This window comes from Pseudomonas sp. SbOxS1 (assembly GCF_013416725.1).
GTDB lineage: Bacteria > Pseudomonadota > Gammaproteobacteria > Pseudomonadales > Pseudomonadaceae > Aquipseudomonas.
Genome location: NZ_JAAVXC010000028.1, coordinates 16,404 through 31,966 on the forward strand (window position 1 = coordinate 16,404; position 15,563 = coordinate 31,966).

15 protein-coding genes and 1 pseudogene are annotated in these 15,563 nt (G+C 61.0%); 6 read left to right on the forward strand and 10 right to left on the reverse strand.

Features of this window, described 5'->3' with window-relative positions:
* Positions 1–66: 66 nt before the first annotated feature.
* Entirely contained in the window at positions 67–456 is a 390-nt protein-coding gene (locus tag HFK74_RS22620) for a cytochrome c family protein (RefSeq protein WP_180205416.1), read from the forward strand.
* Between the two features lie 134 nt (positions 457–590).
* On the opposite strand, the gene HFK74_RS22625 is transcribed toward HFK74_RS22620, so the two are convergent.
* The 10 genes and pseudogenes from HFK74_RS22625 to HFK74_RS22665 form a co-directional block, all read right to left on the reverse strand.
* Positions 591–1,475 (reverse strand): ChaN family lipoprotein, encoded by an 885-nt coding sequence (locus HFK74_RS22625; RefSeq protein ID WP_180205417.1) that lies wholly within the window; start codon positions 1,473–1,475, stop codon positions 591–593.
* A 25-nt stretch (positions 1,476–1,500) separates the two neighbouring features.
* Positions 1,501–2,268 (reverse strand): heme ABC transporter ATP-binding protein, encoded by a 768-nt coding sequence (locus HFK74_RS22630; protein WP_180205418.1) that lies wholly within the window; start codon positions 2,266–2,268, stop codon positions 1,501–1,503.
* Entirely contained in the window at positions 2,268–3,251 is a 984-nt protein-coding gene (locus HFK74_RS22635; protein WP_180205430.1) for an iron ABC transporter permease, read from the reverse strand. The genes HFK74_RS22630 and HFK74_RS22635 overlap by 1 nt, the downstream gene beginning before the upstream one ends.
* 50 nt (positions 3,252–3,301) lie before the next feature.
* Entirely contained in the window at positions 3,302–4,201 is a 900-nt protein-coding gene (locus HFK74_RS22640; RefSeq protein WP_180205419.1) for a hemin ABC transporter substrate-binding protein, read from the reverse strand.
* Positions 4,202–4,254: 53 nt separating this feature from the next.
* Positions 4,255–4,341, reverse strand: a pseudogene (locus HFK74_RS33440) (hypothetical protein); the annotation flags it as partial.
* 210 nt (positions 4,342–4,551) lie between these two features.
* Positions 4,552–5,754 (reverse strand): NAD(P)/FAD-dependent oxidoreductase, encoded by a 1,203-nt coding sequence (locus HFK74_RS22645; RefSeq protein ID WP_180205420.1) that lies wholly within the window; start codon positions 5,752–5,754, stop codon positions 4,552–4,554.
* Positions 5,755–5,884: 130 nt separating this feature from the next.
* Positions 5,885–6,250: a response regulator transcription factor gene (locus HFK74_RS22650; RefSeq protein ID WP_180205421.1), complete on the reverse strand. Its 366-nt coding sequence runs from the start codon at positions 6,248–6,250 to the stop codon at positions 5,885–5,887.
* Positions 6,251–6,348: 98 nt separating this feature from the next.
* Positions 6,349–7,002, reverse strand: a complete 654-nt coding sequence (locus tag HFK74_RS22655; RefSeq protein WP_180205422.1) for a response regulator transcription factor — start codon at positions 7,000–7,002, stop codon at positions 6,349–6,351.
* Positions 6,999–7,898 carry a sensor histidine kinase gene (locus tag HFK74_RS22660; RefSeq protein WP_368738173.1) on the reverse strand — a complete coding sequence of 300 codons (900 nt, stop codon included), beginning with the start codon at positions 7,896–7,898 and terminating at the stop codon, positions 6,999–7,001. The genes HFK74_RS22655 and HFK74_RS22660 overlap by 4 nt, the downstream gene beginning before the upstream one ends.
* A 240-nt stretch (positions 7,899–8,138) precedes the next feature.
* Positions 8,139–9,458, reverse strand: coding sequence for an FAD-binding oxidoreductase (locus HFK74_RS22665; RefSeq protein WP_180205431.1), 1,320 nt, complete (start codon positions 9,456–9,458; stop codon positions 8,139–8,141).
* A gap of 390 nt (positions 9,459–9,848) precedes the next feature.
* Here HFK74_RS22665 and HFK74_RS22670 point away from each other — a divergent pair, with 390 nt between their 5' ends.
* The 5 genes from HFK74_RS22670 to HFK74_RS22690 all read left to right on the forward strand — a co-directional run.
* Positions 9,849–10,571: a GntR family transcriptional regulator gene (locus HFK74_RS22670; protein ID WP_180205424.1), complete on the forward strand. Its 723-nt coding sequence runs from the start codon at positions 9,849–9,851 to the stop codon at positions 10,569–10,571.
* A gap of 107 nt (positions 10,572–10,678) precedes the next feature.
* Entirely contained in the window at positions 10,679–11,998 is a 1,320-nt protein-coding gene (locus HFK74_RS22675) for an FAD-binding oxidoreductase (protein WP_180205425.1), read from the forward strand.
* Between the two features lie 170 nt (positions 11,999–12,168).
* The gene (locus HFK74_RS22680) at positions 12,169–13,500 is read left to right on the forward strand and encodes an MFS transporter (RefSeq protein WP_180205426.1); all 1,332 of its coding nucleotides are present in this window, start codon (positions 12,169–12,171) and stop codon (positions 13,498–13,500) included.
* Between the two features lie 79 nt (positions 13,501–13,579).
* Positions 13,580–14,485, forward strand: coding sequence for a dihydrodipicolinate synthase family protein (locus tag HFK74_RS22685; RefSeq protein WP_180205427.1), 906 nt, complete (start codon positions 13,580–13,582; stop codon positions 14,483–14,485).
* A partial coding sequence (locus HFK74_RS22690) for an aldehyde dehydrogenase family protein (RefSeq protein WP_180205428.1) occupies positions 14,482–15,563 on the forward strand: 1,082 nt, incomplete at its 3' end. The genes HFK74_RS22685 and HFK74_RS22690, both read left to right, overlap by 4 nt.

Sequence of the window (15,563 nt, forward strand, 5' to 3'; positions counted from 1 at the left end):
TCGGTTTGGTGCCTTGGTCATGCTCAAATGGCGGCCATTTTTTTTGCTGCAGGCTGGAAGCTGGAAATGAACAAAGCGGCCATGATGACCCTCGTCCTGACCCTCGGTGCAGGCCTGTTCGCCACGCAAGCGAACGCGCAGGGCGATGCCGAGGCGGGCGGCAAACTGTTCAAGCGGGTGTGCGGTGGCTGCCATCAGATCGGTGAGTCGGCGCGGGCGTTTTTTGGTCCGCAACTCAACGGTGTTGTCGGACGGGTTGCCGGGAGCACCGCGGACTATCAGTACTCCGATGCGATGAAGTCATCGGGCATTGTCTGGACGCGGGAAAAACTGGCGGCGTACATCGAAGACCCGAAAGCGGTGGTGTCGGGCACGCGGATGATTTTCTGGGGGATCAGCGATCAGGAGAAGATCGATGATTTGCTGGCTTATATCCAGACCTTCCCTGCACCCTGAGGAGGGTGGCTGATTGTGATGCCGTCTTCGCGAGCAGGCTCGCTCCCACAGGGGGAACGCATTCCAAAGGTGGGAGCGAGCCTGCTCGCGAAGGCAATAGTTGCCCCGCTAAAAATCCTTGATCAGTCAACGAACTAGCGACGCAATTTCGCGCAATGATCCTGCTCCGGCTGCGCCGCCGTATACCACACATAATCCGCGCTGTCGGCGCTCACGGTCTTGCCCACTTCAGCCAAGGCCAGCACCGCATTGCCTTCACCGGCACCCAGGTCCTTGAGGTGCAGCGGCACCCCCAGATCCTTGCGCACATGGAACGCCCCGGCCAGCAACAGCGCTGGCGTCGGCGCCGCCAGCAGGCGCTCGGCCATGCGCCGGTCACGCTGTTGCTGCACTGCGAGCATCGCTGGCATTTGCGCTTCGGGCAGCAAGCCGCAATGGGACTCGCGGATGTCGTCCAGCAATGTCGCTTGCACCTGTTGGCTGGTCGAGGCCTCGCCATTCAGCGTCGGGCGCTGCTTGTAGATCTGCATGATCTGCGCCCGGTCCAGGTTGGCCGACAGCAGCGGGTAGGGTTGGCGCAGGGCGTAAGTCACCAGTGCGCCGTAGACGCCCCAATCCCAATTGGCCTGCCAGGACAGCGCCTGGTAAGGGTCGGCCGGCGGTTGGCCGGCGCGGCTGGCGGCCTGGGCCGCATCGACGTTTGCCTGTTGGTCGGGGTTGAGCATTTCCATCAGCAGGCTGCCTTGTGGGCGTTGCGCCGCCAGCTGGCGCAGCAACCACAGTTGCAAGGCATGGTGATCGGGGTTGTCGTGTTGCTCGCCGACCAACACCCGCGGCGCAACCGCCAGGCGTTCGACCAGTTCTTGCGGGGTCAGGGTGCGACCGCTGGTGAGTTCGCGGATCACGCCCAGATCGGCATGATCGCGACCCTGCGGGGCAATCGCAGCCGGGGGCGGCGATACGTAAGGGGACTGGCAGGCAGCCAGCAGGCTGATCAGGCATAACAGCACAATGCGCATCGGTTTTCCTTTTGGATGGCGGGTATCAACGCGCGATGATCAACGGATGACCGCGCTCCGGGTGCCGGTGAATCAGCACTTGCAGCCCGTACACCGCTTCCACGGCCTGGGCAGTCAGGACTTCATCCGGTGGACCGTAGGCATGCGGGCGACCCTCTTGCAACAGCAGCAACTGATCGCAGTAACGTGCAGCCAGGTTCAGGTCGTGCAGGATCACCAGCACCGCCGCACCGCGCCCGGCGAAATCACGCACCGCTTGCAGGATGGTGTGCTGGTGCAGCGGGTCGAGCATCGAGGTCGGCTCGTCGAGCAACAGGGTCTGCCCCTCGGCCCCCGGCCACAATTGCGCGAGCACCCGCGCCAGGTGCACGCGCTGGCGTTCGCCACCGGACAAGGCCAGGTAACTGCGCCCCGCCAGGTGCAGGGCGTCGGCGGCACTTAGCGCCTCTGCGACGATTTCAGCATCGCGCACGCGACCACTGGCATGGGGCAGGCGACCCATGCCCACCACTTCATTGACCGAGAAGGCAAAGTTCAGGCTCGAACTCTGGGGCAATACCGCCAGGCGCCGGGCCCGCTCCTGGCCCGGCCAATCGGCCAGGGGGCGTTCGTCGAGGCTGACCGTGCCCTGGTTGGCCGGCAGCTCATCGCACAAGGCGGCGAGCAGAGTGCTTTTACCGGCGCCGTTGGGGCCCAGCACGCCGAGGACTTGGCCCGGATGCAACTGGATATCGATGTCCGCCAGCACGGTGCGACTGCCGCGCCGCACCAGCAAGTTGTTGGCCCGCAGCATCAGGAGCGCCCCCGTACCAGCAGATAAAGGAAGAAGGGTGCGCCGATGAGCGCGGTGACGATGCCGATCGGCAACTCGGCCGGTGCCAGCAGCAAGCGGGCGACCAGATCGGCCAGCAACAACAGGCTGGCACCGGCCAGCAATGAAGCCGGCAGCAACACCCGATGATCGGGGCCGACCAGCAGCCGCATCAGGTGCGGCACCACCAGGCCGATAAAGCCGATCAGGCCCGCCGCTGCTACTGCGGCGCCCACACCCAGCGCCGTGCACAGCACCAGTTCAAGCTTGATCCGCTCGACATTGAAACCCAGGTGACGGGCTTCGGACTCCCCCAACAGCATCGCATTGAGCGCCGCCGCGCGCCGCGGCAGCCACAGCGCCACGCCCACCGCCACGATCAGCAACGGCCACAGGCGTGGGTAGCTGGCGCCGTTGAGGCTGCCCAGGTTCCAGAAGGTCAGGGTGCGCAGGGTGGCGTCATCGGCCAGGTAAGTGAACAGGCCAACCCCGGCCCCGGCCATGGCCGTCATCGCCACGCCTGCCAGGAGCATGGTGGCGACGTTGGTCTGGCCGTCGCTGCGGCCAAAGCGATAGACCACCGCCGTGACGATCAGGCCACCGGCGAAGGCGCACACTGACAACAGGTACGGCTCGATGGCAGGCGGCAAACCGCCCAGCAGGCTGCCACCGACAATGGCCACCGCCGCGCCCAGTGCCGCGCCGCCAGACACCCCGACCAGCCCCGGGTCCGCCAGCGGATTGCGAAACAACCCTTGCATGGCCACGCCGGACAACGCGAGCACCGAGCCGACCGCGATGCCCAGCAAACTGCGCGGCAGACGGATCTGACCGAGGATCAGTTGCGCCTGTTGGTTGTCGCCACCATCCACCGGCAATCCAAGCAGCCGCAGCCCGGCCAGCAGCGTATCGCCCAGCGGCAGGCTGACCGGCCCCAGGGCCAGGGACAGCCAGAACACCAGCAGCAATAACAGGCCCAGGGAAATCAGCATCGGCCGCGGTCGAACGATGGCCGTCATCGGTTGCTCTCTGTTGCCTGAAGCTCGACAGTCTGCAGCGGTGCCGACGGATAAAACGCCTTCGACAGCGTGCCCAGGGCATCCGGCACTCGCGGACCCAGGCCGCCGACCAGCAGCGTCGGGTCGATCACCAGCACCCGGCCTTCGCGACCGGCCGTGGTTTGCGCCAGGATCGGATTCTGCTCGAGCAGCGCTGACCGCGCGGCATCGCCTTCCAGCTTGCTACTGGCGAACACGATCACCTGTGGGTCCAGGGCCAACATCGCCTCGTTGGACACCGGCTTGTAGCCATTGTGTTCGGTAAGGTTTTTCCCGCCGGCCTGATCGATCATCCAGGCGGCCAGGGTGTCCTTCCCCGCGGCCTGGAGGTTGGCGCCGGCATGGTTGAGCAGCATCAACACCCGAGGAGCGGGGGTGTGCAGTTGCACCTGCCGGACCCACGCCGCCTGTTGTTCCAGGCGCTGCTGATAACCGGCCATCAGCGCCTGTGCTTGCGCCGGATTGCCAAGCAGTTGCCCGAGTTCGGTCAGGTTGTGTTGCAAAGAGGGCACGTCGGCCCTGGCCGACAGCAGCTCGATGCGCACCCCGGCAGCCTTGAGTTGCGCCAGTACCGGCGGCGGGCCCATTTCATCGCTGCCCACCAGGATGTCCGGCTTCAACGCCAGGATGCCTTCGGCCGCCAGCGCCCGCTGGTAGCCGATGCTCGGCAGGCTGTGCAATGAGCGCGGGTGCTGGCTGGTGCTGTCGACACCCACCAGCTTGCTTTCGCCACCGAGGGCGACCACCCATTCGCTGAACGCGCCACCGGCGCTGACCCAGCGCTCGGGCAGGGTGTCGGCCACGGCCATTTGGCTCAGGAGCACGCCGGCGCACGCCAGCAATGATTTGATACGCATCAGGACGCTTCCTTAGTCGATCAGGACGGTGGCGGTTTCGGCCAGGGTACGTCGAACAGCTGGATGATCCGTTCACCGTCGACATCGAAACCTTCGAAGCGGGTGATGATGCCATCGACGCCCGGTTTGCGCACACGCCACTGTCAAGTTCTGGGCCGTGAACAGAGTATCAACAGGGCTGGAGAAAAAACGCCCGCCAGAAAACCAGTGGCGGGCGCTTGGGAAAGGCCCCGGTCCAGCAAGGAGGGGGCTGGCCGGGATACAGGCGAAACTTCACATCACTCGGCGAGGCCGGATGGATGCCGAGCGGGTGGTGACGGCCGTGGTTGTCACTACCGCATCGATCGTCCTCAAGCCACCGGGATCAACGGATCGGCCGCCGCCAGCGCCACGGCACGGTCAGCCGCCGGCGGATAGATCCACAGGGTGTTGATCTGGGTCTTGAGCTCCTTGGCTTCGTGCCGGATCAGCTTGACCTGGCGATCCCAGCCCTCGGTGAACACCGCGCCCCAGGCGCCCAGGTCCAGGCAGGTGACGTACTTGGGTTGGCTGTAGGGCATTGGTTCGACACCCAGCAGCTCGGCGGCGACGTTGTTGCCGGCATAACGCCCCAGGGCGATGGCGTGCTGGCAGGACATTGCCGCGAAGTTGCCCAGGTCATCGGTGGCGGCATAGGCCACGTCACCGCTGGCGTACACATCGGCGTGACCACGCACCTTGAGGTGCTGATCGACATGCAGGCGGCCCTGATGATCGCGGGTGCCTTGCACTTGCTCGGTCAGCGCGTTGGCACGGAAACCGACGGTCCAGATCACCGTGTTGGACTCGATGCGCTCGCCATCGGCGAGGGTGACGCCGTGGGAATCGACCGCGGCGACGGTGGCGTTGAGCACCCACTCGATGCCCAGGTGCTGCGAAGCTTCGACGATCGAGGGGCGAATGCCATCGCCCAGGGCGGCGGCGACTTGCGGGGCACGGTCAACCACGATGACCCGGATGTCGGCGTTTTCACCGAGTACGGCACGCAGGCGCGCCGGCATTTCGGTCGCGGTTTCGATACCGGTGAAACCACCGCCGGCCACCACCACGGTGTTACGGGCGGCACTGACCGGCTTGTCTTTCAGCGATTTGATGTGAGCTTCCAGGTGAGTGGCGGATTCGATCTCGTCGACATCGAAGGCGTGCTCCAGCATGCCATCGACCGGCGGACGCATCAGCTTGCTGCCGGCGGCCAGCACCAGGCGGTCGTAGCCCAGCGTGCCCTGGATGCCCGCGGCGTTGGTGTAGCTGACCTGTTTGCCGTGTTCGTCGATGACCTCGGCCGAACCCTTGACGAATTTCACCCCCACGGCGTCGAACAGTTCGTTCAAAGGTGCCTTCATGGTGTGCACGTCAGGCTCGTAGAAACGCGGACGAATCCGCAGCTCGGCCTGGGGAGCCAACACGGTGATCTCGACGTCGTTTCGATCGTGCTTGTCCAGCAGGCGGGCCGCGCTCAACGCGCTCCAGACCCCACCGAACCCTGCACCAATAATCAAGATTTGCTGTTTCATTGTTTAGCTCCTGAAGAACAATCGAGGGCGGCTTGATCAGGCCCTGATGTTATTCGAGGGGTTAAACGCTGGCACTGCTACATAGGGTCAGTCCGGGTATGACCAGGTATTAACAGGCTATACCAAGGTGTTAGCTGAGCACCTTTTCGATACAGGCGAGCAACTTTTCGATGGAGAAGGGCTTGGGGAAAAAGGCAATCGGCTTCATGGCTTGAGGGCCCGGCATGCGCTGCGCAGAGGGGTTGCCGGTGATGAAGATGACCGGGATATGCATGCCCCTGGCCGCCAGTTCTTCATGCATCGTGATCCCGTCCATTTCCGGCATTTGTATATCGCAGATCAGGCAGGAGGTAATAAGCGGGCCATCGGAATTGAGATATTCATGCGTCCCCGAATAAGTTCGCACTGTGTATCCACTGGATCGCAATAAACTGTCCAGGGCCAATCGAACCGACTCATCGTTATCGACTACGGCAATCATTGCCTCGTTGTGCATAGTGATGTCCTGCGTCGTCACGCAGAGCACTTAGAGGCACTGCGCCATTATTGCAAGATACGCCGTCCTCAAAGGGTGCACAGTATACGTGGGTATGGTTATCGGCTCGCGGACCGGGCCGAGATTGCCTCGGCCATGCGCACCAGATCGGCAAAGGAACGTGCGCCCATCTTGCGCATGGCCTGGCCGCGGTGGATCTTCACGGTGATTTCGCTCAGGCCGATTTCCCCGGCGATCTGCTTGTTCATCAAGCCCGAGGTTGCCAGCGCCATCACCGTTTGTTCCCGCGGGGTCAACGTCTGGTGGCGCGCCTGCAATTGTTCGGCATGGCGCTCGGACTCGCGACGCTGTCTGTCCCGGCCATGGGCGGCGCACACCGCGTCGATCAGGTCCTGCTCACGAAACGGCTTGGTCAGGAAATCCACCGCGCCGGCTTTCATCGCCCGCACCGTCATGGCGATGTCGCCGTAGCCGGTGATGAACACGATGGGCACCTTGATGCCGGCGGCGACCAGTTCGTTTTGAAAGTCCAGGCCACTGCTGCCTTGCAATCTCACATCCAGCACCAGGCAACTGGCGGTGTTCGGGCGCGGATACTTCATGAAGTCGGCGACCGAGCCGAACAGCTCGACCCGCAGGCCGATGGAGCGCAGCAGGCTGCCGAGGGACTCGCGCAGCGGCGCATCGTCATCGACGATGAACACCATGGACTCAGTGTGATTGATCTGGTTGAGCGGGTGTCGTTCGTTCATGACGGGTTCCCAAGGGGCTGGATGGCGGCCCGGATCGGCAGGGCAAACAAAAACGAACTGCCATGGCCAGCTTTGCTGGTGGCCCAGATCCGGCCATTGTGGAAATCGATGATCGAGCGGCAAATGCAAAGCCCCATGCCCAGGCCGTTGTCCTTGGTGGTGAAGAACGGCGTGAACAACTGCGGCAAGTCCTCGGCGGCAATCCCCGGCCCCTGGTCGGTCACTTCCAGTACGACCTCGTTATCCTTCACCCAGGTGCGGATCAGCAGAACCCGTTGTGTAGGGGCGACCGCGTCCATGGCCTGGCAGGCGTTGATGATCAGGTTGATGATGACTTGCTGCAGTTGCACGCGATCGGCACTGACCTGGCCGCCGAATGCGCCGAGCTCGATTGTCGGATTGATCTTGTGATGGGCAAGCTCGCAACGGACCAGGCTCAAGGTCTCGCTGACAATGTCGTTGAGCGATTCGTCCTGGCGCAGCGGGTCGCATTTGCGCGACAAGGCCCAGACGTGGCGGGTGATTTCGCTGGCTCGATGGGCGCTGGCGATGATTCGCTGCAGCGCCTGGTGTGCTTCGACCAGATCGGGCTGCGGGCGGCTCAGCCAGTTACGGCAGGCTTCTCCATTGCTGACGATCGCCGCCAGCGGTTGATTGACTTCGTGGGCGATGGACGCCGCCAGTTCGCCCAGGGTGGTCACGCGGGTGACGTGGGCCAGTTGGGCCTGGGCGCGGCACAGCGCTTCTTCGGCCTGTTTGCTGCGTAGCACCACAAATATGATCGCCGCCAGCACAGTCAGGCTGTGCAGCAAGCCGGCGGTCGATTCCCAGCGGTAAACGCCACCCTGGTGCAGGCACATCGACGTCAGCACCAGCATGCCGAACAGCGCGACCACGATCTGGCTGCCGGTGAATGTTAGAAGGGGATGCGGTCTACGGGTGTGGGCAGGATTTTTTGTCCGGGGATCGAGCATGCGCGCCTCGGTTTTTTGGTCGGGCTGGGAGCGGAGAGTCGGTCCGGTATCCTAGAAGCACGCGATCTCAGTCCGTTAGGACAAAAAACCCGAGAAAACGGCCAAGGCGTCAGCCTTGGCGTTTGTCGCAATCAGGTGGAACTTGTTCCAGTTGTCGGCGCTTCAGGCTTCCAGGCCGGCAGCGTACTGACCTTTTCGCAGAGTGAAGTTCACGCCGATCGACAGCATAGGCTGGGGCGGATTCCAGTTTGGCTTTGGTGCGGCCAGGAGGTACTCGGTCAGGTTTTCGCGTTTGCCTGCCAACAGGTTGGCCAGCAGCGTTCCGGTGGCGGTGCCGCGCACTGTCCCCAGTCCATTGCAGCCCAGTGCGCCGTAGACGTTGGGCCGTAGCTCACCGAAGAAGCCCGCGCCGTTGCGCGTCATTGCCAATCCGCCGCCCCACGTATGCTCGAACTCGACGTTCGCCAGTGTCGGGAAGCGTCGCTCGAACGAGAGCCGGTGGGCCGGGCGAACTTTGTTGGTGTAGTTGGTCTTGGCGCGCCCATCGGGGTTGAAGCTGAAGCTGTTGCGCACGAGGATCCGGTTGTCATGGGTACGGCGCAGCGTCGTGCCAAACGGATCGGCCGGGATCACGCCCCAGAACTCCTTGCCGCCGATGCTGGCCTGCTCGGCTGGCGTCAAGGGTCGGGTCAGGCTGCCATAGGTGAAGATCGGCAACATCTTCCCTTGCAGGAAGCCGAAGTAGGCGCCGAAGGCGTTGTTCGCCAACACGAGCCTGTCAGCCGTGATTCGGCCGGTAGGATGATGCAGGACGGTTTTTTCGCCATAGTCGACCGCTGTGATAGGCGTATCTTCGTACAGCTTCACATTCTCGGGCAGGGAATCGGCCAGGCCTTTCACCAGCGCCGACGGCTGCACCAGTATGGTGTTGGGGGTGTACAGCGCCTTGCGATAGAAGGAGGTGCCAATGTGATCTCGCAGCTCCGAACCCTCGATCAACTCACAAGGTTGCCCCAGCTTTTCCAGGCCACCGCGGTAGGCATTGAGCACGGCAATGCCTTTGTCCTCGACTGCCGCCTGGTACTTGCCCGAGTGACGAAGCTGGGCATCGACGATGTGGTGTTGGTCAACCAGGTCGCGAAGAATGCCTTGCCCCCGTTGATTGAGCGCCAGGACATTCCTGGCATTTGTCGGATCCCCGATGTAGTCCGGTGCGCCGATGTCATGGGGCACGTCGATAAGGAAGCCGGCATTACGACCGGAGGTTCCGAAACCGACCTGCTGCGCCTCCACGAGAATGACCGTGTCATCCGGGAAGTTCAGCGCCAGCTGACGGGCTGCCGCCAACCCGGTGAACCCGGCACCGACCACCACCCAGGGTGCCTTGGCATCGCCGACCAGGGGCGGTTGTGGTTGACGATGGCGGCTCGTGTGGAACCAGCCAGGGGTTGCATCATCCGAAGGCAGCGAGCCGATTCGCAGTAATGAATCAGGTTCATTCGGCACGCCGTCGCGCAACAGTGCTGTCGCGCCTCCGGCAGCAATGATTCCAGCGCCGGCACCTGCACCAATGAGTACGTTTCTTCTTGAAACTGTCATGCAAACTCAACTCTTTTCAACGTGAAAATACTTTGTGTATACACAATGTATTATCGTTAACGCGCGCCGTCAATTAGCGTCCTCTGAGCGACGGCACTCCATGCTTGGCAATTCTGAGAAACGACCCAGAGGTGGCGCGCAGCACCATTCGTCGATTGCGCGAGGTGTCGTTATTTTCATTGTATTTTAATTGTAGACACAAAGAATAATGCTGTCATATAGTCTGGGCACAGGCAGCAGACCACCCTCACGCACCCGTATGAAGGATTCTAAATGGCCACAATTGAACGCGATCAGCAGGCCCCCGTCGTGTTGCCAATTGATCGTAAAGCCGTGCTGGGAGAAGCGCTGCGCCGCCGGATCCTCAATATGGAGCTGACGCCAGGCGCTGTAGTGGATGAGCAGGCCTTGTGTGATGAGTTCGGTCTGTCACGCCCTCCGGTGCGAGAACTCATGCGCCAACTGGCGGCAGAGGGTTACATCGATCTCGAAGCGAACCGGGCCGCCCGCGTGTCGTCCATGAGTCATGAATCGTTGCGCAGCTTTTTCCTGGCTGCCCCTCTGATTTACATCGCTACCACCCAGTTGGCGGCGGTCCACGCAACCTCTTCCGAGATCGCAAAGTTGAAACGTATCCAGGCGTTTTTCCGTACAGCCATTGAGGAAAAGGATGTCGAGAAGCGGGTGCTGTTCAATGACAAATTCCATTTGCAGATCGGCAGGATGGCGCACAACGCCTATCTGATGCCGAGCTTGCAACGCTTGCTGATCGACCATGCACGGCTGGGCAAGATCTTCTATCGCCACCCCACGACAGTGGACATGCAGGAAGACCTGGAGCTGGCAGCCCGGCAGCATGACGACATGATCAGCGCCATTGAAAACCATGATCCGGTTGTGGCCGGGGAGACTGCGCGCGCACATCTGGAACTGTCCCGTCGCCGGATGTCCGAATACGCCGCGCCGGAAGGTCTTGATGTGGCGCTGACGTTTTAACAGGCAATACCGATGTCAATCGCATGAGCACGCCATGAGGCTTGATGACATCGAGCGCAAGGGATGCTTTTGGCAAGTACAAATATAAGAGAACCCAGGTCGCGAAAATGACTAAAGTCAAATACACACCGGCAGATGACGCTACATGTGGCTGGTTTCACCTCAGCCAACCCAGGGTCGCTCGTCCAGCGCTCCAGGGTTCCCGTACCGCCCGTTGGGTGGTAGTGGGGGCGGGATTCACGGGACTTGCGGCAGCGCGTCAGCTGGCGCTGAATTTTCCTGATGACGAGATTGTGCTGATCGAGGCCCAGGAAGTGGGCTATGGCGCATCCGGAAGAAACGCCGGCTTCGCCATTGACCTGCCCCATGATATCGGCGCTGACGACTATATCGGTGATATCAAGACCGCCAAAATCAGCATGGAGTTGAACCTGACGGGTCAGTCCATCCTGAAAGATCTCGTTGAAAAACACCGCATCGAGTGTCAATTCCGCCTGTGTGGAAAGTACCAGGCAGCCATTGAAGATCGCGGCATCGGGGTCTTGGATGCTTACCGTCGCGGCCTGGACAAGCTCGGTCAGGAATACCAGATGATCGAAGAGAAGGACTTGCCGAGTCATATCGGCACGCACTTCTATCGCAAAGCCTTGTTTACCCCAGGCACTGCACTGATACAGCCGGCCGCGCTGGTCAAAGGCCTGGCCGATACACTGCCGGCCAACGTCACGCTTTATGAAAATACGCCCATTACTGAAGTGGAATATGGGGACAAGACCGTCCTTATCCATAAGACTGGACGGATCGTTGCTGACAAATTACTCCTGACCAATAACGCGTTCGCCATGAGCTTCGGCTTCTTGACGGGGCGGATGCTGCCGATCTTTACCTACGGGAGCCTCACTCGCCCGCTCACGCCAGACGAGCAAGCACGTTTGGGCGGCAAGCCTTATTGGGGCGTGATTCCCGCCGACCCTTTCGGCACCACGTTGCGCCGAACAACCGACAATCGCCTGCTGGTGCGTAACAGCTTCAGCTTTAACGCCGACGGCCGCAGTCAGCAGAAATACCTGCAGCGCTTCAAGGAACGGCACAAAGAGTCGTTCGAGCGCCGCTTCCCGATGCTCCCCGAGGTCAACTTCGAGTACACCTGGGGTGGGTCGTTGGCGCTGTCCAGAAACCACATGGCTCATTTCGGCCAGCTGGCAACTAACGTTTATGGCGCCCTGTGCTGCAATGGGTTGGGTGTCACGCGAGGCACCGTCACGGGTACGTTGCTGGCCGACTGGCTGGCGGGCAAGAAGAGTCATCTGATCGATTTTCTATTGGCCTCTCCCGGGCCCAATAAAAACCCGCCTGAGCCGATACTTTCAGCGGGCGTCAATATGAACTTGCTGTGGGGCCAATGTCGCGCAGGTAAAGAAAGCTAAATCCAATAGCAGTTATTTATAGCGTTTGAGTTAAATCTGTTGGTAGCAGGCGTTAGTTCAACGGGTGATCCCGTTGGGCTGACACATTCTGCCGCAACGGTTTCTGTTTGTTCGGATTTTGGGCTTACGCTTCAGTCCATCGAATTAACGAGGCGAAATAGGAGACAATAATGACAAGTCCTAATGCATCTGTTGAAGATGTTCCGCTCAATAACTTTCATCGTTTACTGACTGCCCGTTCGGGTGGTGGGTCATTTGTCGATGGGTATGTATTGAGTATTATCGGCATCGCGATGATGCAAATTACCGCTGCCTTGAATCTCTCGGAGTTCTGGCAGGGCATGATCGCCGCGTCGGCATTGATGGGCGTGTTTTTTGGTGGTTTTCTCGGCGGTTGGCTGACTGACAGGTTGGGGCGCAAGAAAGTTTATTTTATCGGGCCATCGCTGTTCATCATGTGCTCGTTGGCGCAATTCTGGGTGGAGTCGGCGCCTGCATTGTTCGCCTTGCGGTTCATCATCGGCCTGGCAGTGGGCATCGAATACCCGGTGGCGACGTCGCTGCTGGTGGAGTTCCTGCCGAAGAAACAACGCGGCCCAAGGCTCGCCGCCCTGACGATCCTGTGGTTTGCCGGTGCGGCATTCGCTTATGTCGTGGGCAACGCGATTCTTAATTCGGGCGGTGATGATTCCTGGCGCTATGCGTTGGCCAGCGCCGCTGTGGTCGGGTTGATCTTGTTGGTGCTGCGCATCGGTACGCCGGAATCCGCGCGCTGGCTGTTGAGCAAAGGCCGCGACGGTGAGGCCGAGGGTGTGATCAAGCGGGTTTATGGCCAGCACTATTCGCTACGGGACCTGCCTGAAGAACCTCACGCAAAGAAAATGTCATTTCGAGATTTGCTGCATTCCGGTTATGGCAAGCGTTTGTTCTTTGTCTCGGTGTTCTGGTCGTGTTCGATCATTCCAGTGTTCGCTGTTTATGCCTTCGCGCCGAAAGTTCTGCTGGCACTTAATCTGAAAGGCGAGTGGGCGTCCTATGGCTCCATGGCTATTACCTTGTTGTTTGTCGTCGGTTGCGTGCTTGCAACGTGGCTGATCAACGTCATGGGTCGACGCAGCATGTTGATCCACAGTTTTCTCTGGTCGGGATTGTCGTTGTTGTTACTGGCAACTTTCTCAAGTAGCAATGCACTGCTTGTTTTGTTCCTGTTTGGTGCCTATGCCTTGTTTATTGGTGGTGCACAGGTACTGCAACTGGTTTATCCGAACGAACTGTTCCCAACGGAAATTCGCGCTTTTGCGGTAGGGATTGGTACGTCGCTTTCACGTATTGGTGCAGCAGTCGGCACTTATCTGGTGCCGGTTTCGCTGCAGACCCTGGGCATTGGCAACACCATGTATGTGGCAGCAGTTGTCACCTTTATCGGGCTTGCGGCGGCTTGGGCCATGGCACCTGAAACACGTTCGCTGAGTTTGCGCGACGCGGCGGCATTGAGCAGTTGAATCGAAGTGGTGAGTTGTCCCCACCTCAGAGTGGTGGACACACGATTGAAATTATTCCCTTAGTGATGGAGAAGTAATCATGAAATTCGAAGGCATCTACACCCCGGCAATCACGCCCCTGACCGCCAGTGGTGACATCGACAAAGCGGCATTCGCCGAAGTGCTCGAGTACCTGATCGAATCCAAGGTGCACGGCATCATCATCGGTGGTTCGACCGGTGAGTACTACGCCCATACCTCGCAAGAGCGCATCGAACTGGCGACCCAAGCCAAGGACGTCATCGGCACACGCTTGCCCCTGGTGATCGGCACCGGCGCCATCCGTACCGAAGACTCGGTCGAATACGCCAAGGCCGCCCGGGCCATCAAGGCCGACGCCATCCTGGTGGGTTCGCCGCCGTACGCGCTGCCGACCGAGAAAGAAAACGCCATCCATGCGTTGACCGTCGACCGTGCCGCCGACCTGCCGATCATGCTCTACAACTACCCGGCGCGCATGGGCGTGAGCATGGGCCCGGAGTATTTCGCCGCGGTGGCCGAGAGCAAGAACATCGTCGCCATCAAGGAAAGCTCGGGCGACATGGCCCAGGTCCATCGCCTGGCGCGGGACTACCCGAACATCAGCCTGTCCTGCGGCTGGGATGATCAGGCCCTGGAGTTCTTCGCCTGGGGTGCGCGCAGCTGGGTGTGCGCCGGCTCGAACTTCATCCCGCGCGAGCACGTGGCCTTGTACGAAGCCTGCGTGGTGGAAAAGGACTTTGATAAAGGCCGCAAGATCATGAGCGCCTTCATGCCCCTGATGGACTTCCTGGAAAGCGGCAAGTTTGTCCAGTCGATCAAGGTGGGTTGCGAGTTGAACGGCCTGCGCACCGGCAGTGTGCGTTCGCCGCTGCAGCCGATGTACGAGCACGAGAAACAGGCCCTGCAGGAGATCATCAGCACGCTGAAACGTGAGGTCGCCCAGGTGACCGGGAGCGCAAAATGACTGGCCTTCTCAGCGCGGCTGAATATGCCGCCATTGCCCGGGACTTGAAGTTCCCGACCCGCTCATTCGTCAATGGCGAGGCCTACACCTCGTTGTCGGGCAACACCTTCACCACGACCAATCCGGCGACCGATGAAGTGCTGGCCGAAATCACCGCCTGCAATGCCCAGGACGTTGACTTCGCCGTGGCCAAAGCCAAGGCGGCCTTCGAAGACGGTCGCTGGCACAAGCTGAGCCCCGGCGAGCGCAAGAAAGTGCTGTTGCGCTTTGCCGACCTGGTGGAGCAGAACGCTCACGAACTGGCAGTGCTGGAAAGCCTGGACAGCGGCAAACCGGTGCGCGAATGCCAGCTCACGGATGTGCCCGAAACCATTCACACCCTGCGCTGGCATGCCGAGCTGATCGACAAGATCTACGACAACACGGCACCGGTCGGCAACGGCGCCTTGACCCTGGTGGTGCGTGAAGCCATCGGCGTGGTCGGCCTGGTGCTGCCATGGAACTTCCCGCTGCTGATGCTGGCCTGGAAGATTGGCCCGTCCCTGGCCGCCGGTTGCTCGATCATCGTCAAGCCGGCCAAGGAAACCACCCTGACCGCGTTGCGGGTCGCCGAGCTGGCGTTTGAAGCCGGTGTGCCGGCCGGTGTGTTCAACGTGCTGTCCGGCGGTGGCGGTGAAGTCGGCGAGCCACTGGGCCGGCACATGGACGTGTCGATGGTCAGCTTCACCGGTTCCACGGCGACCGGGCGGCGCTTCCTCAACTATGCGGCGGATTCCAACCTCAAGCGCATCGTGCTGGAGTGTGGCGGCAAGAACCCGGCCGTGGTCATGAAGGACGTGGCAGACCTCGACTCGGTCGCCAGCCACGTGGTCAACGGCGCGTTCTGGAACATGGGCGAAAACTGCTCCGCCTCCTCGCGCCTGATCGTGCATGCCGACATCAAGGACGAACTGCTCAAGCGCATCGGCGTGCAGATGCTGGAATGGAAAATGGGCAGCCCCCTGGACCCGGAAAACCGCCTGGGCGCCATGGTCAGCCGGGCGCATTACGAGAAAGTCCGCTCCTACCTGGAGCAGGC

What these genes read in the sequence shown, in the direction of transcription:
- HFK74_RS22620 (WP_180205416.1), top strand. Translation starts at nt 67, where the DNA reads ATGAACAAAGCGGCCATGATGACCCTCGTCCTGACCCTCGGTGCAGGC.
- HFK74_RS22625 (WP_180205417.1), bottom strand. Translation starts at nt 1,475, where the DNA reads ATGCGCATTGTGCTGTTATGCCTGATCAGCCTGCTGGCTGCCTGCCAG.
- HFK74_RS22630 (WP_180205418.1), bottom strand. Translation starts at nt 2,268, where the DNA reads ATGCTGCGGGCCAACAACTTGCTGGTGCGGCGCGGCAGTCGCACCGTG.
- HFK74_RS22640 (WP_180205419.1), bottom strand. Translation starts at nt 4,201, where the DNA reads ATGCGTATCAAATCATTGCTGGCGTGCGCCGGCGTGCTCCTGAGCCAA.
- HFK74_RS22645 (WP_180205420.1), bottom strand. Translation starts at nt 5,754, where the DNA reads ATGAAACAGCAAATCTTGATTATTGGTGCAGGGTTCGGTGGGGTCTGG.
- HFK74_RS22650 (WP_180205421.1), bottom strand. Translation starts at nt 6,250, where the DNA reads ATGCACAACGAGGCAATGATTGCCGTAGTCGATAACGATGAGTCGGTT.
- HFK74_RS22655 (WP_180205422.1), bottom strand. Translation starts at nt 7,002, where the DNA reads ATGAACGAACGACACCCGCTCAACCAGATCAATCACACTGAGTCCATG.
- HFK74_RS22670 (WP_180205424.1), top strand. Translation starts at nt 9,849, where the DNA reads ATGGCCACAATTGAACGCGATCAGCAGGCCCCCGTCGTGTTGCCAATT.
- HFK74_RS22675 (WP_180205425.1), top strand. Translation starts at nt 10,679, where the DNA reads ATGACTAAAGTCAAATACACACCGGCAGATGACGCTACATGTGGCTGG.
- HFK74_RS22680 (WP_180205426.1), top strand. Translation starts at nt 12,169, where the DNA reads ATGACAAGTCCTAATGCATCTGTTGAAGATGTTCCGCTCAATAACTTT.
- HFK74_RS22685 (WP_180205427.1), top strand. Translation starts at nt 13,580, where the DNA reads ATGAAATTCGAAGGCATCTACACCCCGGCAATCACGCCCCTGACCGCC.